Annotated in this window: 30 protein-coding genes; 8 read left to right on the forward strand and 22 right to left on the reverse strand. The window is 52.4% G+C overall.

Features of this window, described 5'->3' with window-relative positions; genetic code table 11:
• The first annotated feature begins 55 nt into the window (after nucleotides 1-55).
• Both OGV65_RS15745 and OGV65_RS15750 read left to right on the forward strand, forming a co-directional pair.
• Entirely contained in the window at nucleotides 56-1,486 is a 1,431-nt protein-coding gene (locus OGV65_RS15745; protein WP_200107942.1) for a DNA cytosine methyltransferase, read from the forward strand.
• The gene (locus OGV65_RS15750; protein WP_235117119.1) at nucleotides 1,467-1,934 is read left to right on the forward strand and encodes a very short patch repair endonuclease; all 468 of its coding nucleotides are present in this window, start codon (nucleotides 1,467-1,469) and stop codon (nucleotides 1,932-1,934) included. Before OGV65_RS15745 ends, OGV65_RS15750 begins: the two co-directional genes overlap by 20 nt.
• On the opposite strand, the gene yedA is transcribed toward OGV65_RS15750, so the two are convergent.
• On the reverse strand, nucleotides 1,926-2,846 hold the full coding sequence (yedA, locus tag OGV65_RS15755; RefSeq protein WP_047502067.1) for a drug/metabolite exporter YedA: 921 nt from the start codon (nucleotides 2,844-2,846) through the stop codon (nucleotides 1,926-1,928). The genes OGV65_RS15750 and yedA overlap by 9 nt on opposite strands.
• 178 nt (nucleotides 2,847-3,024) lie before the next feature.
• Here yedA and OGV65_RS15760 point away from each other — a divergent pair, with 178 nt between their 5' ends.
• Together OGV65_RS15760 and OGV65_RS15765 are read left to right on the forward strand one after the other, a co-directional pair.
• A complete protein-coding gene (locus OGV65_RS15760) occupies nucleotides 3,025-3,936 on the forward strand; it encodes a DUF808 domain-containing protein (protein ID WP_016156847.1) in 912 nt (303 codons plus the stop codon).
• A 77-nt stretch (nucleotides 3,937-4,013) separates the two neighbouring features.
• Nucleotides 4,014-4,196 carry a YodC family protein gene (locus tag OGV65_RS15765; RefSeq protein WP_016153498.1) on the forward strand — a complete coding sequence of 61 codons (183 nt, stop codon included), beginning with the start codon at nucleotides 4,014-4,016 and terminating at the stop codon, nucleotides 4,194-4,196.
• 206 nt (nucleotides 4,197-4,402) lie between these two features.
• Here the strand turns inward: OGV65_RS15765 and yodD are convergent, their stop codons facing one another.
• Nucleotides 4,403-4,630 carry a YodD family peroxide/acid resistance protein gene (yodD, locus tag OGV65_RS15770; protein WP_003030417.1) on the reverse strand — a complete coding sequence of 76 codons (228 nt, stop codon included), beginning with the start codon at nucleotides 4,628-4,630 and terminating at the stop codon, nucleotides 4,403-4,405.
• Between the two features lie 163 nt (nucleotides 4,631-4,793).
• On the opposite strand from yodD, the gene dsrB reads away from it, so the two are divergent.
• Nucleotides 4,794-4,982: a protein DsrB gene (dsrB, locus tag OGV65_RS15775; RefSeq protein WP_003030419.1), complete on the forward strand. Its 189-nt coding sequence runs from the start codon at nucleotides 4,794-4,796 to the stop codon at nucleotides 4,980-4,982.
• A 54-nt stretch (nucleotides 4,983-5,036) separates the two neighbouring features.
• Here the strand turns inward: dsrB and rcsA are convergent, their stop codons facing one another.
• From rcsA to fliF, 14 genes are all read right to left on the reverse strand, one after another.
• Entirely contained in the window at nucleotides 5,037-5,660 is a 624-nt protein-coding gene (rcsA, locus tag OGV65_RS15780; RefSeq protein ID WP_016153497.1) for a transcriptional regulator RcsA, read from the reverse strand.
• Between the two features lie 289 nt (nucleotides 5,661-5,949).
• Nucleotides 5,950-6,735 carry a flagellar biosynthetic protein FliR gene (gene fliR, locus OGV65_RS15785; protein WP_016153496.1) on the reverse strand — a complete coding sequence of 262 codons (786 nt, stop codon included), beginning with the start codon at nucleotides 6,733-6,735 and terminating at the stop codon, nucleotides 5,950-5,952.
• An 8-nt stretch (nucleotides 6,736-6,743) separates the two neighbouring features.
• Complete coding sequence (gene fliQ, locus OGV65_RS15790) at nucleotides 6,744-7,013, reverse strand: flagellar biosynthesis protein FliQ (protein WP_003030425.1); 270 nt, start codon at nucleotides 7,011-7,013, stop codon at nucleotides 6,744-6,746.
• 9 nt (nucleotides 7,014-7,022) lie between these two features.
• Nucleotides 7,023-7,760: a flagellar type III secretion system pore protein FliP gene (gene fliP / locus OGV65_RS15795; RefSeq protein ID WP_006684053.1), complete on the reverse strand. Its 738-nt coding sequence runs from the start codon at nucleotides 7,758-7,760 to the stop codon at nucleotides 7,023-7,025.
• Nucleotides 7,760-8,137, reverse strand: coding sequence for a flagellar biosynthetic protein FliO (gene fliO / locus OGV65_RS15800; protein WP_286455267.1), 378 nt, complete (start codon nucleotides 8,135-8,137; stop codon nucleotides 7,760-7,762). The genes fliP and fliO overlap by 1 nt, the downstream gene beginning before the upstream one ends.
• Nucleotides 8,137-8,550: a flagellar motor switch protein FliN gene (gene fliN, locus OGV65_RS15805; protein WP_003030433.1), complete on the reverse strand. Its 414-nt coding sequence runs from the start codon at nucleotides 8,548-8,550 to the stop codon at nucleotides 8,137-8,139. The genes fliO and fliN overlap by 1 nt, the downstream gene beginning before the upstream one ends.
• Nucleotides 8,547-9,551 (reverse strand): flagellar motor switch protein FliM, encoded by a 1,005-nt coding sequence (gene fliM / locus OGV65_RS15810; protein WP_003030434.1) that lies wholly within the window; start codon nucleotides 9,549-9,551, stop codon nucleotides 8,547-8,549. Before fliM ends, fliN begins: the two co-directional genes overlap by 4 nt.
• Before the next feature lie 4 nt (nucleotides 9,552-9,555).
• Nucleotides 9,556-10,023, reverse strand: a complete 468-nt coding sequence (fliL, locus tag OGV65_RS15815) for a flagellar basal body-associated protein FliL (protein ID WP_016153493.1) — start codon at nucleotides 10,021-10,023, stop codon at nucleotides 9,556-9,558.
• A gap of 104 nt (nucleotides 10,024-10,127) precedes the next feature.
• Nucleotides 10,128-11,342, reverse strand: coding sequence for a flagellar hook length control protein FliK (gene fliK / locus OGV65_RS15820; RefSeq protein WP_016153492.1), 1,215 nt, complete (start codon nucleotides 11,340-11,342; stop codon nucleotides 10,128-10,130).
• Nucleotides 11,339-11,782, reverse strand: coding sequence for a flagellar export protein FliJ (gene fliJ, locus OGV65_RS15825; protein ID WP_016153491.1), 444 nt, complete (start codon nucleotides 11,780-11,782; stop codon nucleotides 11,339-11,341). The genes fliK and fliJ overlap by 4 nt, the downstream gene beginning before the upstream one ends.
• A gap of 21 nt (nucleotides 11,783-11,803) precedes the next feature.
• Entirely contained in the window at nucleotides 11,804-13,174 is a 1,371-nt protein-coding gene (fliI, locus tag OGV65_RS15830; protein ID WP_016153490.1) for a flagellar protein export ATPase FliI, read from the reverse strand.
• Nucleotides 13,174-13,881 carry a flagellar assembly protein FliH gene (gene fliH / locus OGV65_RS15835; RefSeq protein WP_137352144.1) on the reverse strand — a complete coding sequence of 236 codons (708 nt, stop codon included), beginning with the start codon at nucleotides 13,879-13,881 and terminating at the stop codon, nucleotides 13,174-13,176. Before fliH ends, fliI begins: the two co-directional genes overlap by 1 nt.
• Nucleotides 13,874-14,869, reverse strand: coding sequence for a flagellar motor switch protein FliG (gene fliG, locus OGV65_RS15840; protein ID WP_016153488.1), 996 nt, complete (start codon nucleotides 14,867-14,869; stop codon nucleotides 13,874-13,876). Before fliG ends, fliH begins: the two co-directional genes overlap by 8 nt.
• The gene (gene fliF, locus OGV65_RS15845; RefSeq protein ID WP_047357996.1) at nucleotides 14,862-16,544 is read right to left on the reverse strand and encodes a flagellar basal-body MS-ring/collar protein FliF; all 1,683 of its coding nucleotides are present in this window, start codon (nucleotides 16,542-16,544) and stop codon (nucleotides 14,862-14,864) included. Before fliF ends, fliG begins: the two co-directional genes overlap by 8 nt.
• 216 nt (nucleotides 16,545-16,760) lie before the next feature.
• On the opposite strand from fliF, the gene fliE reads away from it, so the two are divergent.
• A complete protein-coding gene (fliE, locus tag OGV65_RS15850) occupies nucleotides 16,761-17,075 on the forward strand; it encodes a flagellar hook-basal body complex protein FliE (RefSeq protein ID WP_016153486.1) in 315 nt (104 codons plus the stop codon).
• A 45-nt stretch (nucleotides 17,076-17,120) separates the two neighbouring features.
• Here the strand turns inward: fliE and yedF are convergent, their stop codons facing one another.
• Nucleotides 17,121-17,354 (reverse strand): sulfurtransferase-like selenium metabolism protein YedF, encoded by a 234-nt coding sequence (gene yedF / locus OGV65_RS15855; protein WP_000790504.1) that lies wholly within the window; start codon nucleotides 17,352-17,354, stop codon nucleotides 17,121-17,123.
• On the reverse strand, nucleotides 17,351-18,613 hold the full coding sequence (gene yedE, locus OGV65_RS15860; RefSeq protein WP_353655134.1) for a selenium metabolism membrane protein YedE/FdhT: 1,263 nt from the start codon (nucleotides 18,611-18,613) through the stop codon (nucleotides 17,351-17,353). Before yedE ends, yedF begins: the two co-directional genes overlap by 4 nt.
• A gap of 128 nt (nucleotides 18,614-18,741) precedes the next feature.
• On the opposite strand from yedE, the gene yedD reads away from it, so the two are divergent.
• Nucleotides 18,742-19,155: a lipoprotein YedD gene (gene yedD, locus OGV65_RS15865; protein WP_016153484.1), complete on the forward strand. Its 414-nt coding sequence runs from the start codon at nucleotides 18,742-18,744 to the stop codon at nucleotides 19,153-19,155.
• A gap of 40 nt (nucleotides 19,156-19,195) precedes the next feature.
• Here yedD and amyA read toward each other — a convergent pair whose 3' ends face one another.
• From amyA to fliD, 4 genes are all read right to left on the reverse strand, one after another.
• Nucleotides 19,196-20,683 carry an alpha-amylase gene (gene amyA / locus OGV65_RS15870; protein WP_049282101.1) on the reverse strand — a complete coding sequence of 496 codons (1,488 nt, stop codon included), beginning with the start codon at nucleotides 20,681-20,683 and terminating at the stop codon, nucleotides 19,196-19,198.
• A 68-nt stretch (nucleotides 20,684-20,751) separates the two neighbouring features.
• The gene (gene fliT, locus OGV65_RS15875) at nucleotides 20,752-21,123 is read right to left on the reverse strand and encodes a flagella biosynthesis regulatory protein FliT (protein ID WP_003030458.1); all 372 of its coding nucleotides are present in this window, start codon (nucleotides 21,121-21,123) and stop codon (nucleotides 20,752-20,754) included.
• The gene (gene fliS / locus OGV65_RS15880) at nucleotides 21,123-21,530 is read right to left on the reverse strand and encodes a flagellar export chaperone FliS (RefSeq protein ID WP_047357997.1); all 408 of its coding nucleotides are present in this window, start codon (nucleotides 21,528-21,530) and stop codon (nucleotides 21,123-21,125) included. The genes fliT and fliS overlap by 1 nt, the downstream gene beginning before the upstream one ends.
• Nucleotides 21,531-21,545: 15 nt before the next feature.
• Nucleotides 21,546-22,958, reverse strand: coding sequence for a flagellar filament capping protein FliD (gene fliD, locus OGV65_RS15885; protein WP_094761581.1), 1,413 nt, complete (start codon nucleotides 22,956-22,958; stop codon nucleotides 21,546-21,548).
• Nucleotides 22,959-23,213: 255 nt separating this feature from the next.
• Here fliD and OGV65_RS15890 point away from each other — a divergent pair, with 255 nt between their 5' ends.
• Entirely contained in the window at nucleotides 23,214-24,884 is a 1,671-nt protein-coding gene (locus OGV65_RS15890; RefSeq protein WP_286455149.1) for a FliC/FljB family flagellin, read from the forward strand.
• Nucleotides 24,885-24,924 lie beyond the last annotated feature (40 nt).

Consider the following 24,924-nt stretch of genomic DNA (forward strand, 5'->3'; position numbering starts at 1 on the left):
CAACCGCACTAATTTATGTTAACCTGTCAGCTATCCATTTCGGCCGGTTAAATGTATGCAGGATAATTTTTCAGTAGCAGGTTCCATGAACCCGATGACAGATGATAACGAGGCCGCCGCACAGGTGATTTTGGCTAAGTTGCTTGAAATATATGACGTGAAAACGCTGGTTGCTCATCTAAATGGTGTTGGCGAGAACCGTTGGAGTCCGGCCATCTTCAAGCGAGTAGTTGCCAATGAAACGTGGCATCGCCTCAGCGACGGTGAGTTGGCTCATCTGAACGACTTGCTGCCGAGGCCGCCTGCGCATCATCCACATTATGCTTTTCGCTTTATCGATCTTTTTGCCGGTATTGGCGGCATTCGTCGCGGCTTTGAGGCGATTGGCGGGCAGTGCGTGTTTACCAGTGAGTGGAACAAGCATGCGGTGCGCACCTACAAAGCGAATCACTACTGCGATCCTCACCAGCACCATTTTAATGAAGATATTCGCGATATCACCCTCAGTCATCATGATGGGGTGAGCGACCTGCAGGCGGCGGAACATATTCGCCAGCATGTTCCGCAACATGACGTGCTGCTGGCGGGATTTCCTTGTCAGCCATTCTCTCTGGCCGGTGTATCAAAGAAAAACGCGTTAGGGCGGGCTCATGGCTTCGCCTGCGATACGCAAGGCACACTTTTTTTTGACGTGGTGCGCATCATTGATGCGCGTCGGCCGGCAATATTTGTGCTCGAAAACGTCAAAAACCTGAAGAGTCACGATCAGGGGAAAACGTTCCGCATCATTATGCAAACGCTGGATGAGCTGGGTTATGACGTGGCTGATGCACACGATAACGGGCCGGACGATCCGAAAATTATCGATGGGCAACATTTTTTGCCCCAGCATCGCGAACGTATTGTGCTCGTCGGCTTTCGCCGCGATCTGAATCTGAAATCAGACTTCACGCTGCGCGATATTGTCTCCCTCTATCCTCAGCGGCGTACGACGCTGGCGGAGCTACTTGAGCCGACCGTCGATGCCAAATATGTGCTCACGCCGGTGCTGTGGAAATATCTGTATCGTTATGCGAAAAAGCATCAGGCACGGGGCAATGGATTTGGCTATGGCATGGTGTATCCCGGCAATCCCGATTGCGTAACGCGCACATTATCGGCGCGTTACTATAAAGATGGGGCCGAGATCTTGATCGACCGCGGCTGGGATATGGCGCTGGGTGAAAAGGATTTTGATGATCCGCACAATCAGCGATACCGTCCGCGCAGGCTGACGCCCAGAGAGTGCGCGCGCCTGATGGGATTTGAATCACCTCAGGGCTATCAGTTCAGGATCCCGGTGTCGGACACACAGGCTTATCGTCAGTTTGGTAATTCGGTGGTCGTCCCGGCATTTGCGGCGGTAGCCAGACTGCTGGAGCCAAAAATCAAACAGGCGGTTGCTATTCGCGAGAAAGAGAAACTGCATGGCAGACGTTCACGATAAAGCGACGCGCAGTAAAAATATGCGGGCGATAGCAACCCGCGATACCGCAATTGAAAAACGCCTTGCCAGCGTACTGGCAGAGCAGGGGGTAACGTTTCGCATGCAGGATGCGACGTTACCCGGTCGTCCCGATTTCGTGGTGGATGATTATCGTTGTGTGATTTTTACCCACGGCTGTTTCTGGCATCATCACAACTGCTATCTATTCAAAGCCCCCACCACACGAACAGCGTTCTGGCTGGAAAAAATAGGCAAAAATGTTCAGCGTGACGCGCGGGATTGTGAAAAATTGCAGGCTTTGGGCTGGCGCGTACTGATTGTCTGGGAGTGCGCCCTGCGTGGGCGCGAAAAGCTGGGGGATGACGCGTTGTCCGAACGCGTCATCGAGTGGATCTGCGGCGGTGGCGACAGTGCGCAGATCGACACCCTCGGTATACATTTACTGTAACGTCTTTTCCGACGGGGTCGCAACGGCGTCCGCTTTAACGGGAAATAGGTATTTACCGAGTGTGACCAGTACCACCGCAAATACAATCACGCCAAGCGCCAGCCATTCGATGGGCGCCAGACTTTCACCTCCCAGGCCGGTACCTAACAGTACGGCGACAACCGGATTAACGTAGGCATAGCTGGTGGCTAATGCCGGGCTGACGTTGCGGATCAAGTACATATACGCGTTGATGGCAATAATAGAACCAAACACGGCCAGATAGGCGACCGCCATAAAGCCTGAAAACGTCGGCATAGTGGTCAACTTTTCCCCGGAAATCAGCGAGGCGCACATCAGCACAATACCGGCGGCTAACATTTCAATGGCTCCGGCCATCATGCCAACGGGTAACGTTATGCGCGAGCCGTACACTGAGCCAAACGCCCAGCTTATCGAACCTATCAGGATTAAAATTGCTCCCCATGGATTACCACTCAAATTACCACCGCTGTTCAGCATGATGATCCCCGCGAGTCCAATTGCGATCCCCATCCATTCAAGTTTGCGCGTTTTGATGCCAAAAAAGTGGCTAAAACACAGCGTAAACAGCGGGACGGTGGCGACCACTACGGCGGCAATACCGGAAGGCACATTTTGATGTTCTGCGACGGTGACCAGTCCGTTACCGACAGCCAGCAGCAGGATACCAATTAACGCGGCGTTCAGGAGCACGCGCAGAGGCGGCAGCTTATGTCCGCGGATAAGTAAGAATGCTGTTAATAAAATCCCCGCAGAGAGAAAACGAACACCAGCCATCATCAACGGCGGCCAGCTTTCAACGCCAATGCGAATAACGAAGTACGTGGAACCCCAAATGATGTACAGCGCGAAAAGCGCACTGAAAAGCGGTAGCAATTGCCTGAAACGCATAATCCCTCACGGTGGAAATAAAAAGGTGCAACATAGTAAACGTCAAAACTATCTTGCTGGCGAGATTTATAATTACGTGCTGATGTTAAAAATTTGTTGACCAGAAAGGTCAGTTTCAGCATTGCGTGTTTTACTTCATACTTATGACTGCAAAAAAATAATATTGAGGGTAAAAATTTTGGCAGGAAGTAGCTTATTGACCTTACTCGATGATATCGCCACTTTGCTGGATGATATCTCTGTCATGGGAAAACTGGCCGCGAAAAAAACCGCGGGTGTGCTGGGCGATGATCTGTCGCTTAACGCGCAGCAGGTGTCGGGTGTGCGGGCGAACCGTGAACTCCCGGTGGTCTGGAGCGTCGCGAAAGGATCGTTTGTTAACAAAGTTATCCTTGTGCCGTTGGCGCTATTGATAAGCGCCTTCATTCCCTGGGCGATCACCCCCTTATTAATGGTAGGCGGGGCGTTCCTCTGTTTTGAAGGTGTAGAAAAAGTTCTCCATACCCTGGAAGCGCGTAAGCACAAAGAAACCCCGGAAGAGCGTCAGCAGCGTCTGACATCTTTGGCAGCACAGGATCCGCTCACCTTTGAGAAAGACAAAATCAAAGGGGCGATACGTACCGACTTTATTTTATCTGCTGAGATTGTCGCGATTACGCTGGGGATCGTAGCGGATGCGCCATTGTTGAATCAGGTGTTGGTGTTATCTGGCATCGCATTAGTGGTGACAGTGGGGGTCTACGGCCTGGTCGGGATTATCGTTAAGCTCGATGATATCGGATACTGGTTGGCAGAAAAGCGCAGTACGCTGGCCCAGTCGCTGGGTAAAGGATTGCTGGTTGTTGCCCCCTGGCTTATGAAAACACTTTCCGTGGTCGGCACGCTGGCGATGTTTTTGGTTGGCGGCGGAATTGTGGTGCACGGAATAACACCGCTGCATCATGCGATTGAACATTTTGCCCAACAGCAAAGTGCATTGATTGCGCTGATGCTTCCGACCCTGCTGAATCTGGTGCTCGGTTTTATCATTGGCGCAATAGTGGTGCTGCTGGTGAAAGGCGTCGCCAGAGTGCGCGGAGTTTCGCACTAATTGTCGCAGGGTTGATTACGCAAAACCCTTCTTTGTCGTCTAAGGTGTAAAGGTTTCTCTTGATACAGGAGGCAGGTATGGTCTTTTCTGTCAGTGAGGAAGTCACCTCCAAAGAGGGTGGCCCACGCATGATCGTTACCGGGTATGCCAGCGGAATGGTGGAGTGTCGCTGGTACGACGGCTTTGGCGTCAAACGGGAAGCATTCCGTGAAGATGAACTGGTGCCGGGCGAGCGAAGAAAGCTCTGCCAGGATGCCTGAACACCTGGGGTGCGCGTAACCGGGTGATCTTTCAATCATTAGTTATATTTATCATTTTAGTGAGAATTATTTACTTGTCAGGCAAAAAAATTGCAGATAAGGTTTGTTTCACATCAGATTTCCTGGTGTAACGAATTTTCAAGTGCTTCTTGCATAAGCAAGCTTGATCCCGACCCGATAAGGGCCGGGATTTTTTTCGCCCTCAGTCAGCGATTGATCTCCGACACGCTAAAATCATGGATATCAAGCTCGAACGCGTCGGCCAGTTCATGCCACGTGTGGTAATCACGTCCGTCGACGCTGACGCGTTCAGGGTCATCCTGACTGCGATGAATTTCACTCTCGCAGATTTCGTTGATTGCCTTCAGTAGCGCGTCCACATCGACGCTGACTTCACGTTTGGCCGTATCGCTGTACTCTTTCGCGGTTTTCATCCTCATACCTCTCAACCGTTAAGGATACCGGGGGAGCGCATCCAAACATCAGATACGCACAACTTAAGTATAGACCGTCGATAAAACCCGCAATCGCGCGAGCCGGGCGCTGCCAGAAAAAGGAAATTGTTCTACACTGGCACAAAGCCACAGGAGGAAAACTATGAAGGTGAATGATCGGGTCACAGTCAAAACGGACGGCGGTCCTCGTCGACCGGGCGTGGTACTGGCTATCGAAGAGTTTAGTGAAGGCACCATGTACCTGGTTTCGCTGGAAGACTACCCGCTCGGTATCTGGTTCTTTAATGAGTCAGGTCATCAGGATGGTATCTTCGTGGAAAAAGTAGAATAAGGTGAGTTTTGCTGCATAATCCTGACTGGTGGATTCGCCACCAGTCAGAACGTGTTAGCGCGTATTCACAAAGATACCATTGGTAACGTTATCGGTGAGTCTCACAACGTGATAGATAACTTGCTTATTATGCGTCTTTATCTTTCGTTTTATATTCCCCTTATGGGATGACACGGTCTTGGCTTTGATATTCATTTGGTCGGATATCTGTATTGTGCCCTGACCCTCCATCCACATGCGTAGCATGCTGGACTCGGTACGGCTCAATGATAATGTCGGCAGATTCACATCAATGACAAAATCTACTTCTTTTTTCAGAATATCGCCAAGGAGTTCATCCAGTGAATCTGGTTTAATCGACTTAGAACTAATCAATAAATTTTTTCTGACTAATAGATACTCATCAAAATGCACGTTGGCAATTGCCATAAACACAATAAATAATGTGCCAGGATGCTGATTAATGATTTGCTTTATTTGCTGGCTATTAGCAGGATCGTGGATAAAGCAGTCCTCATTAATAAACACCACAGCGGGCTGTTGAGAGACACAGGCGAGACTGAGCTCCTCAACGTTGGAAATGTTGTTGATTTCCCTTTTCTTCACCCCCCGACTTACCAGATATCCGGTCAACCCTAGCCGGGTGTAACTGCACAAATCCATAATAATCGTTGACATGGCATACCCTCACTCAATGCGTAACGATAATTCCCCTTACCTGATTATTTTCATCACAACTAAACGGAATAATAACGACCCAAGATGACGCTTTCGCTGTTTTTCAGGCGAAATTACTATCCCGTAAAGTTGCGTATAATTTGCCAGGAAACATCTTAAAGTAAAGTAAATGTTGCGTTATGTGAGTGAGTCAATAATAAATAAACCGCGACAGAGATATCCTGGTGGATGTTGTCGCTTTTTAAATTTAGGACAATCCTTAGTAAAACAGGATAAAAATTAAGGGTTATTATTTTCCGGGCATTTCGCTGACAATATCAGCCAACAAATTAAAAATTTCGCTGAATAATCGCTCGCAGAATGGCGCAATTAATGGCATCAGGGCCGCCATTAATGAAATACCCACGGCGAGGGTGAGTGGAAAACCGATAACGAAAATCGACAGTTGAGGAGCCATGCGATTCAACAGACCGAGTGCGAGGTTTAGGGTGAGTAGCAGCGTCATTATCGGCAGGGCCAACATTAGCCCGTTGAGGAAAATCAGGCTACCCGCCCGCGCCAGAGCGAGAAACGCATTGCTGTTCACCGGATTGCCGCCGATTGGCAAGGTATGAAATGTATCCACCAACAGCGAAATAAGCCACAAATGGCCGTTAAAAGTCAGGAATAACAGCATGGCGAGCATGTCGATCAGTCTCGCCAGTACCGGCATATTCAGACGGCTGCCGGGATCAAAGAAGGTTGCGAAGGAGAGACCCATTTGCAGACCAATTAATTCCCCGGCGGTACGTACTGCCGCGAAGGCAAACTGCATAGTGAAGCCCAGAGCGATGCCGATCAGGATTTGTTGCATTGCCTGCCATAGCGCCACGATAGAAAAGATAGGGACATCTACCGGGGGAATCGACGGAGCGATAACGACGGTTATCATTAACCCCAGCCCCAGTTTTACCCGCTTGGGGATCGCGCGCTCGCTGAGAATCGGCGCCGTTGAGATGAGCGCCAGGATGCGCAGCAAAGGCCAGAAGTAAAGATTCAGCCAGTGGAGCCACTCAACGCTGGTCACCTGCAGCATAATGTTATCTACCCGATGATGTAGGGGATATTGCTGAACAGCGTACGCACGTAGTCGAGCAGCAGGTTAAGCATCCACGGGCCGGCAACAATGATGGCAATAAAAACCGCGACAATTTTGGGAATGAAGGACAGCGTCATTTCGTTTATCTGGGTCGCCGCCTGCAAAATACTGATGATAAGACCTGTAACAAGGGCGACCAACAGCAAAGGCGCGGCAAGGGCCAGGGCGACTTTCATCGCCTCTGTGCCCATCATCATGACCGATTCAGGTGTCATTTCGCGCCTCTAACTGTAAAAGCTTTGAGCTAGCGAGCCGACAAGCAACTGCCAACCGTCTACCAACACAAACAGCATCAGCTTGAAGGGTAGCGCGATCGTGGCCGGGGGGACCATCATCATCCCGAGCGCCATCAGCACGCTGGCGATGACCAGATCGATAATCAGAAACGGAATAAAAATGGTAAACCCTATCTGGAATGCCGTCTTCAGCTCGCTGGTGACATAGGCTGGAAGCAAAATCCGCATCGGTACGGCTTCTGGTCCCTGTAGGGGACCGCTGTTTGCTAAGCGCGCGAAGAGTGCCAGATCGGCTTCACGGGTCTGGCGCAACATAAACTCACGCAGCGGCTGTGCGCCTTTCTCCATGGCTTCCTGCATAGAGATTTTCTCTTCGCTGAACGGCTGATATGCGTCGACGTAGATTTTGTCGATTACTGGCGACATGATGAAAAAGGTCAAAAATAGCGCCAGGCCCAGTAGCACCTGGTTCGGGGGGGCCGAAGGGGTTCCCAGCGCATTTCGTAACAGACCGAAAACGATAATGATGCGGGTGAAGCTGGTCATCATCAATAAAATGGCGGGCAGGAACGTCAGCGAGGTGATAAACACCAGCGTTTGCACGGGCAAAGACCAGCTTTGTCCGCCGCCAGGCAGCGGCTGGCTAACCAGACCCGGGAGCTGGGCGAGGGCTACTGGGCTGAAAAGCCATAAGCCTGCCAGCGTGATGGATAACAAACGGCGCATCAGGATCTCCCGGGACGCTTAAGCAAACTCTTCATCATGGCCTGGAAATCCGTGGGGGAGGCCGGTTTTTCTTCTGTATCAGCAGGCGCCGGGGGCAGGGTGTGCAACACGTTAATTTGCGAGGCCGTGACGCCCAGTACCAGGCGCGCATCTTCAACCTCAACAATCACCACGCGCTCACGTGGACCCAGTGAGGTACTTGCCGCAACTTTCAGTCCGCGCGTACCGGCGCTTTTGGGGGCAAACCCCATACGCTTAATCACCCAGGCTGCAGCCAGGATCAATACGATGATCCCAAGCAGCGCGCCGCTTACCTGAACCAGCGGTGAGCCGGGTACGGCGGCTGGCTGAGAAACTGTAGCCTGGGTATTCATGATTAACGGCTCAGACGGCGCATGCGTTCAGATGGGGTAATAATGTCGGTGATACGTACGCCGTATTTGTCTGCGACAACCACCACTTCACCCTGGGCAATCAGGTAACCGTTGATCAGGATATCCAGCGGCTCGCCCGCCAGCCCATCCAACGCGACGACCGAACCCTGCGTCAGACGCAGCAGCTCTTTGATGGTCATGCGGGTTCGGCCCAATTCGACGGTCAGTTTGACCGGAATGTCCATGATCAGGTCGATGTCCTGCAAGGCACCGCTGACGTCGCCGCCACCTAACTGCTGGAATACCGCATCGGCCGCACTTTTGGTGGGCGTGGTTTTTTGCTCGTTTAACGCGTCAGCCCACAGATCGTCCAATGCACCAGTGTTCTCATCGGACGGATTATTCATATCACTCATTTGGGCTGTTCCTCATTCAGCGAATTCAAAATCGGGTTTATCAGATGTTCTACGCGTAACGCATACTGACCGTTCACCGTGCCATACTGGCTGGTCAGTACAGGCACGCCGTCCACATGAGCAATAATGCGGTCGGGTTTTTCAATCGGCAGTACATCGCCGGGTTTCAGTTTTAAAATCTGGGATAGCCGCAGCGGAATGTCAGCAAAGTTTGCCACCAGCTCCAGCTCAGAATGCTGAACCTGACGCACCAGATTATTGCGCCAGTTCTGATCTTCATTACGTGAGTTTTCCAGCGGCGGGTTCACCAGCAGCTCACGCAACGGTTCAATCATGCTGAATGGCAGACAGATGTTAAATTCACCGGTCAGATTGCCAATTTCAACGTGGAATGGGGTATTGACCACGATGTCGTTAGGAGACGTGGTGATATTGGTAAATTTCACCTGCATCTCAGAACGAACGTATTCCACTTCCAGTGGATTGATGGCCTTCCACGCGTCGCTGTAGCTTTCCAGCGCCAGCTTCAGCATGCGGTTGATAACGCGCTGTTCGGTATGGGTAAATTCACGGCCTTCCACTTTCGTCGGGAAGCGGCCATCACCGCCGAACAGGTTATCGACGGCGATAAATACCAGACTCGGTGAGAACACCACCAGACCCGTACCGCGCAGCGGCTTCAGGTGGATTAAGTTCAGGTTGGTCGGAACCGGTAAGTTGCGCGCAAACTCGTGGTATGGCTGGATACGGATCGCACCCACGGTAATATCCGGGCTACGGCGCAACAGGTTAAATAACCCCATACGGAACTGGCGCGCGAAGCGTTCGTTAATGATCTCCAGCGCCTGTAAACGCTCACGTACCACGCGGCGCTGGGTGTTGGGATCGTAAGGACGAATATCGCTTTCTTTTGCGATACCGGAAATGGGTTCGTCTTTAGTTTCGCTATCGCCATTAAGCAATGCGTCGATTTCAGCCTGAGAAAGAATACTGTCGCCCATGTCTTTACCGCAGAATAAAAGCTGTATAAAGAACGTCGGTGACAACCTGTTTGGGTTGCCCAACAACGAGCGGAGTCGCGAGCGTCTCTTTGATGGCGGCAATGAGCTGTTGCTTACCTTCTTCGGTGGCGAGCGTAGCCGCGTTCTGACGAGAGAACAGCAGCAGCAAGCGGCTGCGCACTTCCGGCAGATATTCGTTAAGACGTGAACGCGTTGCCTCGTCTTTCATGCGCAGCGTGATACCGATATACAGTACACGGTCCGCATCACCCAGATTGACGGTAAAGGTATCCAGCGCAAAGAATACCGGGGCTGGCGGTGGAGCCGGTTCCGCTTTGACGCTGGCGGACGGCTGCTGCTGCATGCGCCAGTAGCTATAACCCGCAGTTGCGCAGGCGGCGAGGGTAATCAATACCAGCAGAGGGATCCAAATAGCGCGTTTACTTTTTTTGTTAATCGCGGAGTCAGTCATCAGATACGGGCTTCCTGTTTCGGTACAGCTTATGGGCTGATTATCCCGTGTCCTGTCCACGACAAAGCGTGGAAAAGACGCGGATAATCATGCTACCTCTGGCGTTAGGCGAAGATGTCTACTGCTCCATCACCGCGTGCTGCGGCTTGCAGTGAGGCTGGTGCTGCCAGTACGGCGTCATCTTCAGCGGCAAAAATGTCTTGTCCCTGAGCGCGACCCGCCTGCTGTTGCTGCCCGGAAGACTGCTGATTACCGGCAAAGCTTTCACTACTGATACTGCTTTGTCCAAGCTGGATACCGCTTTCAGCCAACTGCGTACGCAGCATCGGTAATGCAGCTTCCAGCGCAGCGCGCACGTGACTGTGTGGCGATACCATTTGCAACTGCGCGAGGTTGTCATCCAGCTTGAGGGAAATGTGCACCTGGCCCAGATCCTGTGGATGCAGACGCAGTTCTGCGCTTTGCTGGCCCTGGCGAGTAAACAGAGTGACGTGCTGGCTCAGTGATTGCTGCCATTCCTGGCTACCCAATGGCGCGCTTAACACAGGTGCGGCGGTCGGTAACGGCTGAGCGTGGGACTGCGGGCCACTTAACGGCGCCGTCGTCATGCCAATGCTGGTCGGCGAAGGGGAGCTTTCAATTTCCGCTCTGGTCGTCGCCGCTGCCGTCAACGGGGTTAATGTCGGATTGTTTGTCTGATCTACGCTGCTGGCAGGCGTTGCAATATCCGCTTTGCCTTTTTTGGCATCACCTGGCAACAATTCGCCAGCATTATCGGCGATAGCGCTGTGTACCGAGCCTCGTGACAACGCCGAAAGCGTCGCATCAACGGGGGCTGGCGCGCTGTCGACGGCCGGCGTGGTCTGCGGTTGTCCTGGCAGCATGGCGAACAATGCGCTCAGGTTGGCGAGATCCTCATCGCTCAGTGCGGTGTTTTTTTCATCCTGCTGAGCGACTTTGCCCAGAGTCGTCAGGGCATTAACTTTCAGTGAGGGCGTGAGGGCAGACAACAGTTGCTGAGCGTCTGTCATGTCGACAAGAGAAGCATCAGTGTGCATCTCTTTTTGCGCCAGTAGTTCGGTCAACTTGAGCGACGGTGCTGAATCGCCATTTTTTTGCAATAACCCTTTTTGCAGTTTGCTACCGGCCGCCTGTAAGTCGGCAAACGACAGCGGGGCGTCTTTACCCTGCGCGTTGTCCGCACCTAATGCACCCGCCAGCAGCGCTAAAAAATCCTCGGGTGAATCAACCGCTTTGCCTGACTGAAGACCTGCGGCTACGTCGGTGTCGGTGGTAATCAGTTGGGGTAAAGTAATCATTCGGGTTTCCTCATAGCTGCACGCTGAGCAAATTCATCCATTTTTTTCTGATCCAGGCGGTTTTCGGCCAGTAACGCCGCCGAGGTTTGTCTGTCCTGCAGAGTCTGCCACGCCTGTAAACGTTGTTTTTTGTCGCGCCAACTGTTCAATGCCTGGTCTACTTTCTGCGTCCACTGATTGAGCTGTTGGCGGTGTTGCTCAATCGCTTTTTCCAGCGTCTGAATAAATTGTTGGTAATTGATCCAGCGATTACTGGTAATACCCTGACCCATGTCACTGTTCAGATTGTTGCGATACTCATGCTGATAATCGATCAGCATTTTCAACTGCTCTTCCGCCTGCTGACAGCCACGACGCATCTCTCCCAATAAGACAGCGGCGTCATCTACCTCTTTTTCAGCCAGGTCTTTCAGTGTGGCTAATGCACCATGTTGTGCCATGACCTATGCTCTCCTGCTTACTCACACACCAGGGAAAATCAGTTCTAACGCGTGCAGAGAATCTTCCCAGTCCGCCCGTTCAAAAATGCCTTGCTGTAAGAATGCTTCCAGTTGTGGCCATAGGGCGATGGCTTTATCCAGCATGGGATCGCTGCCTTTGGCATACGCCCCCACGCTGACCAGATCGCGGTTGCGCTGGAAGCTGGATAGCAGCTGTTTAAAGTTACGTACCCGCGCATAGTGTTGTTCACTAATAAGCGCGGTCATGGCGCGGCTGATCGAGGCTTCAATATCGATGGCCGGATAGTGACCCGCCTCGGCCAGATGACGGGACAGCACAATGTGGCCGTCCAGAATCGCGCGCGCGGAATCCGCAATGGGGTCCTGCTGGTCGTCACCTTCGGTCAGTACCGTGTAAAACGCGGTAACGGAACCGCCGCCGTGAATACCGTTCCCGGCACGTTCGACCAGTGCCGGTAATTTGGCGAATACTGAGGGGGGATAACCTTTCGTTGCCGGCGGCTCTCCGATCGCCAGGGCGATCTCACGTTGCGCCATCGCGTAGCGGGTGAGGGAATCCATAATCAGCAATACGTGCTGTCCACGATCGCGAAAATCTTCGGCGATACGCGTGGCATAGGCCGCACCTTGCATACGTAACAGCGGCGAGACATCTGCGGGAGCGGCAATCACCACTGAGCGTGCACGACCGTCGGTACCGAGAATATTTTCAATAAAATCTTTAACTTCGCGACCACGTTCGCCAATCAGACCCACGACGATAACATCGGCCTGGGTATAGCGCGCCATCATGCCGAGCAGAACGCTTTTACCGACACCGGAACCCGCGAAAAGTCCCATCCGCTGACCGCGACCGACGGTTAACAACGCGTTGATGGGGCGTACGCCGGTATCCAGGACGTGTTCAATCGCGGTGCGTTGTAGCGGGTTAAACGGCGGCGTAATCAGCGCCCCGGTTTCGGTGGTATCCGGGGCGGGCAGACCGTCGAGTGGTTTGCCGCTACCGTCAAGCACCCGACCCAGCAATGCAGGGCCAAGCGGTAATTGCTTCCCGCTTTGCAGACCTTCTCCGGCAATGTTCTTCGCGTACACGCGCGCGCCGGGCAGAACGCCTTCAACCTCTTCGAGGGGCATCAGAAACAGACGCTGACCGTTAAAGCCCACGACTTCACTTTCGACCTCCTGGGTTTCGTTGCCGTCCTGGCGTTCAATAACGCAGGTGGCACCCAGCGGCAACTGTAATCCCGTGGCCTCCAGCACCAGCCCAGTGGCGCGGGTCAGGCGACCGTAACGGCGCACCGCAGGCAGTAGCGACATTTTCTCTTCGAAGCTGTCCAGCGTGTTGAGCCAGCGAGTCAGGCGAGTGGTCATTACACGACTCCCGGCGCTGCCAGACGGCAGAGTTCTTGCCAGCGCGTAGCGACGCTGGCATCCAGATCGCCTTCATCGGCTGAGACTTTACAGCCGCCGTGATGCAGCGTCGGATCGCCGCGCAGCCGCCAGCCGTGCAGGCTGAGGGTCGCACCGAGCATCTCCTCTACACGCTGGAGATCGTCCGGATGTACGCGTAGTTGCGGTTTACCGCTAAACAGCGGTTCTTGCTGCAACAGCTGTTGGATTTGTTTAATCAGCGCAGCGTTATCCACAATAGGCGTCTGACCAATAACCTGACGCGCAGCTTCCAGCGCCATTTGCATCAGACGCGAGGCAATGACGCTGTCCAGCGCGTCCAGCGTATTCTGAAACTCGCTCACCAGTTGCTGCATGCGGGCATGGATCGGCGCATGCTGAGCGCGCGCCTGGTTCTGGCCTTGCTCCAGCCCCTGACTCAGGCCTTCCTGATAACCTTGTTCGTGGCCTTTTTGTCGACCTTCCGCCAGACCCGCGTTATAACCTTGCTCATGGGCCTGCAGTTGCAACTGTGCGAGCTGCTGTTCAAGCTGTTGCTCTGCGGAAAGCTCTGGTTCTTCTGTTTCTTCTGACAGCGGGTTTTCGCTGTGCTCAGCCAGTACGAATTCCGCCATCGGTGGGGCGAGGTCGTCCGGGGTCCAGACTTTCCACGGCAGTTCGTTAGACATAGGTATCCTCGCCGCTGCCTATCACCATCTCGCCGGTTTCCGCCAGACGACGCACAATAAGCAGAATGGCTTTCTGTTCGTTTTCCACCTGCGACAAACGCACCGGACCTCGGTTGGCGAGGTCGTCGCGCAGAATATCGGCAGCACGTTGCGACATGTTGCGCAGGAACTTCTCGCGCAGCGGCTGTTCGGCACCTTTCAGGGCAATCAGCAACGATTCGGAATCCACTTCCTGCAGCAGGCGCTGGATACTGCGATCGTCGACATCCACCAGGTTCTCGAACAGGAACATCTCGTCGATAATTTTCTGCGCCAGCTCGCCGTCGAATTCGCGTACGGCGGTAATAACCGCTTCTTCCTGCTGGGTTTTCATCAGGTTGATAATTTCTGCCGCCGTTCTCACGCCGCCCATTTTGCTGCGCTTGAGGTTCTGGCCATCGAGCAGGCCGTTGAGAACCTCGGTCAGTTCTGCCAGCGCGGCAGGCTGTACGCCGCCAAAGGTGGCGATACGCAGCATCACGTCGTGACGTAAACGCTCGTCGAAAAGCGCCAGTATATCGGCGGCCTGGCCCCGCTTGAGGTGCACCAGGATGGTGGCGATAATCTGCGGATGCTCGTCGCGGATAAGGTCGGCGGCGCTTTGCGGCTCCATAAAGTTAAGCGTTTCAATGCCGCTGGTGGTATCGCGGGTTTCCAGAATATCTTCCAGCAGACTGGAGGCACGTTCCTCGCCCAGCGCTTTCACCAGTACGGAGCGCAGATATTCGTTGGCGTTGATATTCAGCGCGGCAAACTGTTCGGCTTCTTGTTCAAATTCGGCCAGCACTTCCGTCAACTGCTTGTTGGAAATCTGGCGAACGTTGGCCATCGCCGTACTGAGCGCCTGAACTTCGCGCGTGGAAAGGTGCTTAAACACCTCCGCCGCGCGATCTTCGCCAATGGTCATCAGCAGGATGACGCTTTTATCGGTACCGGTAAGATTACTCATGATCGTTACTCATCCACTGGCGAATGACCAGCGCCACGACGCGCGGATCGTTATCTGACATTTCACGAATACGCTGACTCATGACTTCTGCTCCCAGACGCTGATTAGTACGACGCTGCTGGGTTTGTTCGTCTTTGCTGAGGCGAACTTCTACCGCTTCTTCGGTTTCCTGACGGACACGCGTTTGTTCTTGTACGGCTTTCGCTTCTTCACTGCGACGGACCAACTGCGGACGAACGGCTTTCCGCCACAGGATCCACGCCACCAACAGAACCAGCAACCAACGACCTGCGGACATTAACTGATCAATAAAGAACGGCTGTTTCCAGAACGGTAGCTCGCCCATGGAATCGTCGGTCGCCGTGAAGGGAGAGTTCACCACGTTCAGGGTATCGCCACGTTTGTCGGAGAATCCCATTGCTTCGCGGGTCAGATCCTCAATCTGTTTCATCTGCTCAGCGGTTAACGGCAACGGTTTGCCGTCTGGTAACGTTTTGTAGTTGACCACAACAGCCACCGAGAGACGCTGCACATCGCCAACGTTCATTTTGGTATGGCGAATAGTGCGGTCAACTTCATAGTTGCTGGTTTCATTGCGCTGAGTATTGCGCGGGCCGGCATTATTACTGTTATTCGCCGTCTGTGCGTTTTGCGTATTTTGCGCGTTTTGCTGATTAGCGGGTGGGTTGGCGATTGGCGCAGTATTTGCCGGAGCGGGCTGATTTGACAACGCGCCCGGGACGCCGCCTGGTGCTCCGCTACCGACCTGCTCACTGACGTTCAACTGACGAGAACGCAGCACGGCCTGGGACTCATCACCGTTTGGACGGTACTGTTCTTCGGTTTGCTCTTTGTTGGCAAAATCCAGCTGCGCGGTGACCTGCGCATGTACGTTACCGTTGCCGACAATCGGCGACAGAATCGATTCGATACGACGCTGAACGCGGCCTTCGACGTCGCTGGCGTATTTCAGCTGCGCATCGTTAAGATCGCGGCTACTGGTATTCGACTGGGTTAACAGATGCCCCGCCTGGTCGACCAGCGTAACGTTGCCCGGCGGCAAGCCTGCAACAGCGCTGGAAACCAGATGCGTGACCGCACTGATCTGACCTTCATCCAGCGCGCGACCCGGTTCCAGATTGACGGTGACGGAGGCTGAAGGCGCTTTTTGCTCACGCACAAACAGCGACGGTTTTGGCATAGCCAGATGCACGCGGGCGCGTTTTACCGGTCCCAACGTTTCAATCGTACGGGCTAATTCACCTTCCAGCGCGCGCTGGTAGTTGACCTGCTCGCTAAACTGGCTGATACCAAACTTTTCCTGATCCAGCAGTTCAAAACCCACCGCGCCGCCTTTGGGCAGACCTTGCTGCGCCAGGCGTAAACGCAGTTCGTGGACTTTATCGGCAGGAACTTCAATGGCGCCGCTTCCCTCAGTAAAACGGTAGGGAACGTTCATCTGCGTCAGTTGGGTGACGATCGCGCCACCATCCTGATCGGAAAGATTGCTGAACAGCGTGCGGTAGTCAGGTGCTTTGGCCCACAGGACCATCGCCACGATGATCGCGACGGCAGCGGCTCCCGCCACAATCAGAGGAATTCTGGGATTCGCGCGCAGGCGGTTTAACCACTCGAGAGGTTTAAGCTGGGTTGCAGTCGATGCTGTCGCACTCATCTCGCACCTCGTGGCTTATCGTGGACGGCGTTTTTTGCAAAGTGGAACAAGACTCACTCCCGGGTCAGCAAACTCGAAAAATTGACGGTCTCATTATTTGCGGTTTCGAATTTTTCTATGCGTTAAAAACCGTGGTTTTTTATCGTTATTTAACGCCTTTATCTTATTGACTAACTGGTAATCTCAACTACGTAAAAAATTATCCAGGGGATCAGAATGTCGGCAATACAGGGGATTGAAGGGGTCATCAGCCAGCTACAGACCACGGCGATGTCAGCAAAAATGCAGGATATGCAGCCACAACCGACCGTGAGCTTTGCTGGTCAACTGCATGCGGCGTTAGACAGGATCAGCGATGTACAAACCGCGTCCCGTGTGCAGGCTGAGAAATTTACCCTCGGTGAACCGGGTATTGCGCTGAACGATGTGATGACCGATATGCAAAAAGCGTCGGTATCGATGCAGATGGGGATCCAGGTGCGCAACAAACTGGTGTCGGCGTATCAGGAAGTGATGTCGATGCAGGTGTAGCAAGCCGAACATTCTCCCGCTGCGTCGGGCAACGGGAGAATCGCATTACTTCTGAATTAAATAACGAATCGTTGGACCATCCTGCTGAATATCCAGCACCGTATAGCCGTGATTACGCGCATCCAGTGGAATATTGTTGATTGACTGCGGGCAATCGCTCACCACTTCCAGAATCTCACCTTTCTTCAATTGCGGCATCGCTTCCAGTGTGGCGACAGCCGGGTACGGACACGGCTCGCCGACCATATCGAGGCGATAATCAGGCACGATATTTTTCATACAGACTCCTTGGCAGGCGTCAGCCCAGCGCGACGGAAGAAGCGTTTTTCCCAGCCGATGATGAGCATCAGCGCGATAAATAACAGCAGATAGGTTACCAGCAGGCCACCGAGCGAGCCGAAGGTGTTGAGCAGATTCACTTTATCCCAATTGGTGGCAAGCGCAGGAGCAAAATCATCCCAGTAGTAGGCCAGAATGGTCGAGCCAATAACGTTGCCCAGACCCACCCACCAGTAATGCACCTGGCCTTCAACGGCGCGGTACATCCAGCCCGTTTCACACCCGCCCGCCAGAACAATGCCGAAGCCGAACAGCAAGCCGCCGATCACCGCATTCGGACCTGCCCACATGATTTTAGGCTCGACGCCCAGTTGCACGTAGCTAAAGATACCAATGGCGCTGACCGCCATCCCGAAGATGATCGCTTTCGCCATATGGGAGCGACCGGAAATCCACAGGTCGCGGAAGGCGGAGGTGAAGCAGATTTGCGCCCGTTCAATCAGCAGCCCGAACCCGACGCCAAACAGCATGGCCAAACCAAGTTTGGGCTTATCCATCGCAGTGAGGAGCGCCCAGCCGATCATGGCGATAAACACCAGCATGCCGAGGCGGAAACGGCGACGGGCCTGATCCGGCTTTTGCGTTAACGGAGAAGCAGCGGAGACTTTCTGCATTTTGACCGGAATACGAAACATCGGCAGCAGGGTAAAGCGTGCGCCAAACCATGAGCCAATAGCCGTTGCCAGGGCGAAAAACCAGGCGTGTAGCGAGAACTGTGGAATACCGGTGAAGAATGCGGCCAGGTTACAGCCCATTGCCAGCCGGGCACCGAATCCGGCAATCATTCCGCCGACTATCGCCTGCATAATGCGCACCCGACTGCGCGGCATGCGTAATTTGACGTTGTTTGCCCACAGCGCGGCAGCAAAACAGCCACCGAACATACCGAGGATCATCATGCCGTCAATGCGGGTCAGGGGTGAGCCTTCGAGATGGATCAGCTTGTAGTATCCCCATTCTTCGGCGTGAACGCCAAACAGTTGCAGGATTTGACCACCCCAGCGAGTGAATTCGCCGGTAACGGCCCAGAAGGTTCCCGTAATGCCGAAATAGTAGGTAGAGAGAATACCCGCTGCGATGACCGCAGGGGCGGGGGCCCAAAATTTAATTAACCAGGCCTGTTTGAAGTGTTGCCATGACATGCGTTGTGCCTCTGAACTCAGAAGGTATGTAACAAGAAGTGTGGATACTACACCGATCAGAATTTTTGACTATGAGTAATAAGAGGTAACACCGTCTGGATCAATCTTTCTCAACCCTGCCGAAAGGCTGGCGACATCAGGCCTTTAATGCCACAATCCCATTTTCTTCGCATGCAGGATGAATGATGAAAAAATTAGCAATCGTTGCTGTATTTCTGGCGCTTACCGGATGCGCCGAAGTAGAAAATTATAACGACGTGGTGAAAACGCCAGCGCCAGCCGGTCTGGAAGGATACTGGCAGTCAAAAGGTCCGCAACGCAGTCTGGTGAGCCCGGAAGCGATTGCCAGCCTGGTGGTAACAAAAGAGGGCGACACGCTGGATTGTCGCCAGTGGCAGCGAGTGATCGCGCTGCCGGGGAAACTGACGATGATCTCTGGCGATCTCACCAACGTGACGGTGAAACGTGAGCTGTATGAGATTGAGCGTGAAGGCAATACGCTGGAATATGATGGTATGACGCTGCAGCGGGTCGACCGCCCGACGCAGGAATGTGCTGACGCGTTAAAGAAAACGCCGCTGGCAACGCCATTGCCATAAGCTATACGCCCCGGTAGCCAACGGCCACCGGGGTTGAGCTTTATAACACGTCTTCAATCACCCACACGCTGACGCTACCGCCGTTACAATAAAACGTCGCTTCACCGTTCTCATCGGTGACCACGCTTTCTTCGCGATTTCCCAGATAGTCGCGCCAGGTTTTATTCCCGTAATTCGCACCGAGATTGATGGTCTTTTCCCCGTCATCGCCGTTAGACAAAACAACCACACAGCCGGGATCCTCGTCCGTTCCGCTGCGGCTAAAAGCGATACAGTTAGGGTGATCGAAAAAGAGCGTCTGTACCCCGTGCGCGAAGCGCTGGCGCGCGAGGATCAGTTCATCAAGCTGTTCAATGATCGGCATGTCGATAGGATAGGTTTCGCCATCGCCGCCGGTGTCTTCGTAATGCGCCCCGTAGAGGTCAGGATAAAACACTGACGGTACGCCGTTTTCGCGCAACAGGATCAGCGCATAGGCCAGCGGCTTAAACCACGGTTCGACAGGGGCTTCCAGCGCCTGCAAGGGCTGAGTGTCGTGATTGGCCACCAGGGTGACGGCATGAAACGGATCGGCTTCCACCAGGGTGTCGGTGAAAATCTGACTCATGTCGTAATCGCGTCCCTGACGAGAGGCCTCGTGGAATTTCATCTGCAAAGGGGCGTCGAATAGCATGGTTTTCCCCTCCACCTGATTAATGTAGGTTTGCAGCTTGTCGACTTCATGCGACCAGTATTCCGCGACGATAAACAGCGGCTTGGGGGCGACTTCCTGCACATGCTCAATCCACTCTTTATAAAACCATGCCGGAATATGTTTCACGGCATCTAACCGAAAGCCGTCACACTGGGTTTGCTCCATCACCCAACGCGCCCAGTATTTGATCTCTTCGGTGACCGCGTGATTGCGAAAATCGATGTTTTCGCCCATCAGATAATCAAAATTACCCAACTCATCATCAACCTGATCGTTCCAGCCTTCGCCGGTGTAGTCGTTCACGATTTTAAAAATGCCGTCTTCGGTTGGATTTTCGATATGGTCAATACCGCTGAAGCATTTAAAGTCCCAAATGAATTGCGAGTACTGGCCTGCGCGGGCAGGGAAGGTGTAGCGCGTCCAGCCTTCGCATTCGACGATCTCATCGTCTATTTGCGTGCGATCCTCGGCGTTAACCCGCTGGACACGAATATTCTCTTTCTCATCTGCACCCATTTTGTGGTTAACCACCACGTCGAGCAGTACGGCAATATCATTGTGTTTTAGCGCGTCTATCGCCGCCAGCAGCTGGTTTTTATCGCCATATTTGGTAGCGATGGTTCCCTTTTGGTCGAATTCGCCCAGATCAAACAGATCGTAGGAGTCGTAGCCAACGGAATAGCCGCCGGATGCGCCTTTATAAGCGGGAGGTAACCACACCATATTGATGCCGATGTCATTGAGTCCACCTGCGCGTTCGGCAAGTTCGGTCCAGAGTTGACCGCCCTCGGGGTAATACCAGTGAAAATACTGCAATAACGTGGGATTTTTCATCTTCCGTGCTCCAGAAGTCGTTTGGCCGACCTCTGGAGTATGGAAGATTATTCAGACGAGACGGGAAATTATTGTGGGGCAGTGGGGGCGTCGGGAACTAACAGCATGCCGGAAAGACGGCCATAAGCGTTATTTAGCGTCTTTTGGCGCGTCGACTGACCGATGAGATTGCTGAGTTCATCCAGACGCTGCTGCAACAATGTTTTGAGCAGTTGTTCGTTATCCAGCGTCTGTTTAATGTACCCGGCCACTAAATCCTGAATACTTCGCGTAATGCCTGGTGGAGTTTGCTCTTCCATGACCACTTCAATACTTTGCAGATAGGTAACTTCCTGTTCCAGTAAAAGGTCCCATTCACCGCGCTGCGCTAGTTCCAGCAGTGAGTGACTGAGCAGCGCGATGCGCTGCCAACGGTTGATAAACTCCACGGCTGAGGTCATTAACGAGACTCCTGGGAAGATGCTTTCGGTGAGATCTGTTTCCAGGCATCTGCAATGTTGCCGAGTAACCCTTCGACTTCTTCAATGGCCTGACAATCATTACGCAAGTTAGCTTGCAGTAAACGGCGAATCATATAGTCGTACAGTGAAGACAGACTGGTGGCGATTTCGCCGCCATTCTCTTGATCAAGTCCTGCCTTCAGGCCATTGTCGATAATATTAATGGCTTTACTTAACGCCTCACCTTTGGCGACGATATCACCCTGTTGCATAAACAGGCGAGCGCGCACCAGGGCGCTGTTCGCACCATCAAACAACATTTCAATCAGCTGATGTGGATTGGCGCTCATTACGCCACTCTCTATGCCGACCTGTGCATAGGCTTTGGTACCGCTCGCGGTATACATGCTTACCTCGTGTTATCAGGATTTATTCATCGCCGTAAATTGCTGACTCAGATAAGTACTGGTGTTGTTGAGCTTGCTCATCATGGTGTCTAACTGCGTAAACTGTGCCGTGTAACGCGCTACAGTGTCATCAATGCTGGCGCTGACCGACAGATACTGTTTGGTCAGTTTTTTCAGCGTTGAGTTAATGCTGTCTTGCGCGCTGTCGATAATACCGTCATCTGCTAAATAGCTTTTTACTTCGGTGGCAATTTTGGTGGTAATACCGGTTTCTTTGCCATCGCCGACCAGCAATTCACGCACGGATGCTGTATTTTCGTTCAGGACTTTTTTCAGCTTATCATCGTCAATTTTCAGCTTGCCGGTTGCGCCGTCCTGCTTAATACCAATTTCATTTAATGTCTTAAAAGCGCCATCACTGGCACCGTTGGCAAATTGTGCACGAATTCCACTTTGGATGGTACGAACAACGCTGTCACCAAGCAGCGCTCCGTTATTTTTGTCTTGCGCTTCAGCACCCGGATCAACTTCTTTATATTTGGTCAGCGTGTTAAAGGTATCAATAAGGGAGTTATATGAATCCACCCAACCTTTAATGGCTTCGGTTGCTTTGTCGTTATTCTTTGTCACCGTAACGCGAACGTCAGTGACTTTTTTGGTCAGATCAAGCACCACACCCTGAGGGGCATCGGTAATTTTATTACTGGAGCGTTCAATATCGATACCGTTCACGGTTAACAGCGCATTCTGTGCGTTAACCTGTTCCTTCATATTCCCGGTACCGCTTTTGCTGTCATAAGCCAAAAGATCATTGAGTTTGCTGTCTCCCTCAACGGAGATAGTCATTTTATTGGCTTCGCCTTCACTGGCGGTCAGTACCAATTGATAGTCGCCGTCTTTGACTTTGACGATACTGGCTGAAATTCCGCTATCAGCATCGTTTATCGCTTTGCTGATCTCATCCAGTGAGGTCTGATCTTTATTAAGCTTAATTTCCAGCGGCTCTTTACGGCCATCCTGCGTAATTTTTATGGTGCGTGTTTCTGCTGAAGTATCACCCAGCGCGTCTTTTGTTGATGCAATTGTTGTCGTTGAGTTAGTTCTTAAAGATTGCGCTTGTGCCAGTTGGGTGACGCTAATTGTATAGATACCCGGTGCCGCCCCCGCTTCGGTGGTGACTTTCAGGTCTTCATTACTGCTGGTAACGGTCGTGCTTTTGAATATGTCAGCTTTATTCAACGCAGTGTTTGCCGTCTGGAATTTTTCCAGTGCGCTCTTTAATGTGCCGTACGCTGTCAGACGCGCTGTATTGTCGCTTTGCTGCTGCGTGATCGGGTTTAAGCGTTTTTTTTCAGCGATGGTCAGATTGTTTAGCAAGGTATCCAGCGGCAGGTTTGAACCGACGCCGAGAGATGTAAATGAAGCCATGCCTAATTCCTTTTGATTGCAAACAGTAGTTAAGCGGGTTATCGGCAATCTGCGCGCAAAGTTTAATGATAGTTTTGCAAAAATAATGCGCAGAATAGTGGGGCATATTGCGGGTATTTCTGGGGCTAAGAAAAAAGAGGGCGGAAAGTAAAAATTTTCTAAAGTTCGAAATTAAGGTGCCGATACATGGGTTACGGTGAGAAACCGTGGGCAACAGCCCAATAACATCAAGTTGTAATTGATAAGGAAAAGATCATGGCACAAGTCATCAATACAAACAGCCTGTCGCTGTTGACCCAGAACAATCTGAACAAATCTCAGTCTTCCCTGAGCTCCGCTATCGAGCGTCTGTCTTCTGGCCTGCGTATCAACAGCGCCAAAGACGATGCTGCTGGTCAGGCGATTGCAAACCGTTTCACTGCCAACGTTAAAGGCCTGACCCAGGCTTCCCGTAACGCCAACGACGGTATCTCCATCGCGCAGACCACTGAAGGTGCACTGTCCGAAATCAACAACAACCTGCAGCGTGTGCGTGAACTGTCCGTTCAGGCAACCAACGGTACTAACTCCCAGTCTGACCTGGACTCCATCCAGAACGAAATTACCCAGCGTCTGAGCGAAATTGACCGTGTTTCCGGTCAGACTCAGTTTAACGGCGTGAAAGTACTGGCGTCCGACAGCTCCATGAAAATTCAGGTTGGCGCGAACGACGGCGAAACCATCACCATCGACCTGAAAGAAATTACTTCTTCTACGTTGGGCTTGGACGGTTTCAATGTCAATGGTAAGGGTGGCGTTGCTAATACACTGGCTAAAGTTAACGATTTGACATCTGCTGGGTTTAAGACAACAGATGGTGGCAAAACTTATAAAGGTGATGCTGGCTATGCTGCGGCATCTGCGGCAGATGTCCTTTCTGGTGTGACAGCAGGTAAAAAAGTAACCGCGACCATTGATAATGGTTTAGGTGCAGCGGCAAGTGTTGATTATACCTACAATGGAACCAGCAAATCTTATGAGTTCGATGCGACGGGCGTAGATGCTGCTGACGTATTGGGTCACTTGAATCCCAAAACTGGCGACGTTACAAAAGCAACTGTAACTATTGGCACAACTTCACAAGATGTTCTGATAGCAAAAGACGGCACTATTACTGCGGCTGACGATAATGCTACTTTGTTCCTGGATTCAACTGGTAACCTGACTAAAAACAACTTAGGTACCCCAGCTCCAGCAGCCGCAACTTTAGCTGGCTTACAGACCAATGGTGGTGCAGCAGCTAAAGCTTCAAGTATTAAGATCGATGGTACTGACACTGTGCTTAAATTAGCAGGTGGTACTGCAGGTAAAATCGATGTAGATAAAGCTCAGATGAGTGCTGAATCGATGGCCAGCGCACTTAATGGTAAAGACTTTACCACTGATGCTGGTACTGGATACAACGTCTCTGCTACTGGCGTAGTAAAAGCTGGTGTAGCAGCCGGTACGGGTGCTGATATTTTTAAAAATGATAAAGGCGCTTTGGTTGATAGCAACGAGGCGACTTACTTTGTTCAGGCTGATGGTGCTATCACCAATGGTTCTGGCAAAGCTGCATACAAAGATGCTAATGGTAAAATTACTGCTGAAGCTCAAACAGCAACTGATAAAACTACCGACCCTCTGAAAGCTCTGGATAAAGCGCTGGCACAGGTTGATGCCCTGCGTTCTGACCTGGGTGCGGTGCAGAACCGTTTCGATTCTACCATTACTAACCTGGGCAACACAGTAAACAACCTGTCTTCTGCACGTAGCCGTATCGAAGATGCTGACTACGCGACCGAAGTGTCTAACATGTCTCGTGCTCAGATCCTGCAACAGGCAGGTACCTCTGTTCTGGCACAGGCTAACCAGACCACGCAGAACGTCCTGTCTCTGCTGCGTTAATTTACACTTATCGCGCAAACCCCGCTCTGGCGGGGTTTTT

Origin of the sequence: Citrobacter sp. Cb004 (assembly GCF_030337065.1) — a bacterium.
Lineage (GTDB): Bacteria > Pseudomonadota > Gammaproteobacteria > Enterobacterales > Enterobacteriaceae > Citrobacter > Citrobacter braakii.

What these genes read in the sequence shown, in the direction of transcription:
- OGV65_RS15745 (WP_200107942.1), top strand. Translation starts at nt 56, where the DNA reads ATGCAGGATAATTTTTCAGTAGCAGGTTCCATGAACCCGATGACAGAT.
- OGV65_RS15750 (WP_235117119.1), top strand. Translation starts at nt 1,467, where the DNA reads ATGGCAGACGTTCACGATAAAGCGACGCGCAGTAAAAATATGCGGGCG.
- yedA (WP_047502067.1), bottom strand. Translation starts at nt 2,846, where the DNA reads ATGCGTTTCAGGCAATTGCTACCGCTTTTCAGTGCGCTTTTCGCGCTG.
- OGV65_RS15765 (WP_016153498.1), top strand. Translation starts at nt 4,014, where the DNA reads ATGGTCTTTTCTGTCAGTGAGGAAGTCACCTCCAAAGAGGGTGGCCCA.
- yodD (WP_003030417.1), bottom strand. Translation starts at nt 4,630, where the DNA reads ATGAAAACCGCGAAAGAGTACAGCGATACGGCCAAACGTGAAGTCAGC.
- dsrB (WP_003030419.1), top strand. Translation starts at nt 4,794, where the DNA reads ATGAAGGTGAATGATCGGGTCACAGTCAAAACGGACGGCGGTCCTCGT.
- rcsA (WP_016153497.1), bottom strand. Translation starts at nt 5,660, where the DNA reads ATGTCAACGATTATTATGGATTTGTGCAGTTACACCCGGCTAGGGTTG.
- fliR (WP_016153496.1), bottom strand. Translation starts at nt 6,735, where the DNA reads ATGCTGCAGGTGACCAGCGTTGAGTGGCTCCACTGGCTGAATCTTTAC.
- fliQ (WP_003030425.1), bottom strand. Translation starts at nt 7,013, where the DNA reads ATGACACCTGAATCGGTCATGATGATGGGCACAGAGGCGATGAAAGTC.
- fliP (WP_006684053.1), bottom strand. Translation starts at nt 7,760, where the DNA reads ATGCGCCGTTTGTTATCCATCACGCTGGCAGGCTTATGGCTTTTCAGC.
- fliN (WP_003030433.1), bottom strand. Translation starts at nt 8,550, where the DNA reads ATGAGTGATATGAATAATCCGTCCGATGAGAACACTGGTGCATTGGAC.
- fliM (WP_003030434.1), bottom strand. Translation starts at nt 9,551, where the DNA reads ATGGGCGACAGTATTCTTTCTCAGGCTGAAATCGACGCATTGCTTAAT.
- fliL (WP_016153493.1), bottom strand. Translation starts at nt 10,023, where the DNA reads ATGACTGACTCCGCGATTAACAAAAAAAGTAAACGCGCTATTTGGATC.
- fliK (WP_016153492.1), bottom strand. Translation starts at nt 11,342, where the DNA reads ATGATTACTTTACCCCAACTGATTACCACCGACACCGACGTAGCCGCA.
- fliJ (WP_016153491.1), bottom strand. Translation starts at nt 11,782, where the DNA reads ATGGCACAACATGGTGCATTAGCCACACTGAAAGACCTGGCTGAAAAA.
- fliI (WP_016153490.1), bottom strand. Translation starts at nt 13,174, where the DNA reads ATGACCACTCGCCTGACTCGCTGGCTCAACACGCTGGACAGCTTCGAA.
- fliH (WP_137352144.1), bottom strand. Translation starts at nt 13,881, where the DNA reads ATGTCTAACGAACTGCCGTGGAAAGTCTGGACCCCGGACGACCTCGCC.
- fliG (WP_016153488.1), bottom strand. Translation starts at nt 14,869, where the DNA reads ATGAGTAATCTTACCGGTACCGATAAAAGCGTCATCCTGCTGATGACC.
- fliF (WP_047357996.1), bottom strand. Translation starts at nt 16,544, where the DNA reads ATGAGTGCGACAGCATCGACTGCAACCCAGCTTAAACCTCTCGAGTGG.
- fliE (WP_016153486.1), top strand. Translation starts at nt 16,761, where the DNA reads ATGTCGGCAATACAGGGGATTGAAGGGGTCATCAGCCAGCTACAGACC.
- yedF (WP_000790504.1), bottom strand. Translation starts at nt 17,354, where the DNA reads ATGAAAAATATCGTGCCTGATTATCGCCTCGATATGGTCGGCGAGCCG.
- yedD (WP_016153484.1), top strand. Translation starts at nt 18,742, where the DNA reads ATGAAAAAATTAGCAATCGTTGCTGTATTTCTGGCGCTTACCGGATGC.
- amyA (WP_049282101.1), bottom strand. Translation starts at nt 20,683, where the DNA reads ATGAAAAATCCCACGTTATTGCAGTATTTTCACTGGTATTACCCCGAG.
- fliT (WP_003030458.1), bottom strand. Translation starts at nt 21,123, where the DNA reads ATGACCTCAGCCGTGGAGTTTATCAACCGTTGGCAGCGCATCGCGCTG.
- fliS (WP_047357997.1), bottom strand. Translation starts at nt 21,530, where the DNA reads ATGTATACCGCGAGCGGTACCAAAGCCTATGCACAGGTCGGCATAGAG.
- fliD (WP_094761581.1), bottom strand. Translation starts at nt 22,958, where the DNA reads ATGGCTTCATTTACATCTCTCGGCGTCGGTTCAAACCTGCCGCTGGAT.
- OGV65_RS15890 (WP_286455149.1), top strand. Translation starts at nt 23,214, where the DNA reads ATGGCACAAGTCATCAATACAAACAGCCTGTCGCTGTTGACCCAGAAC.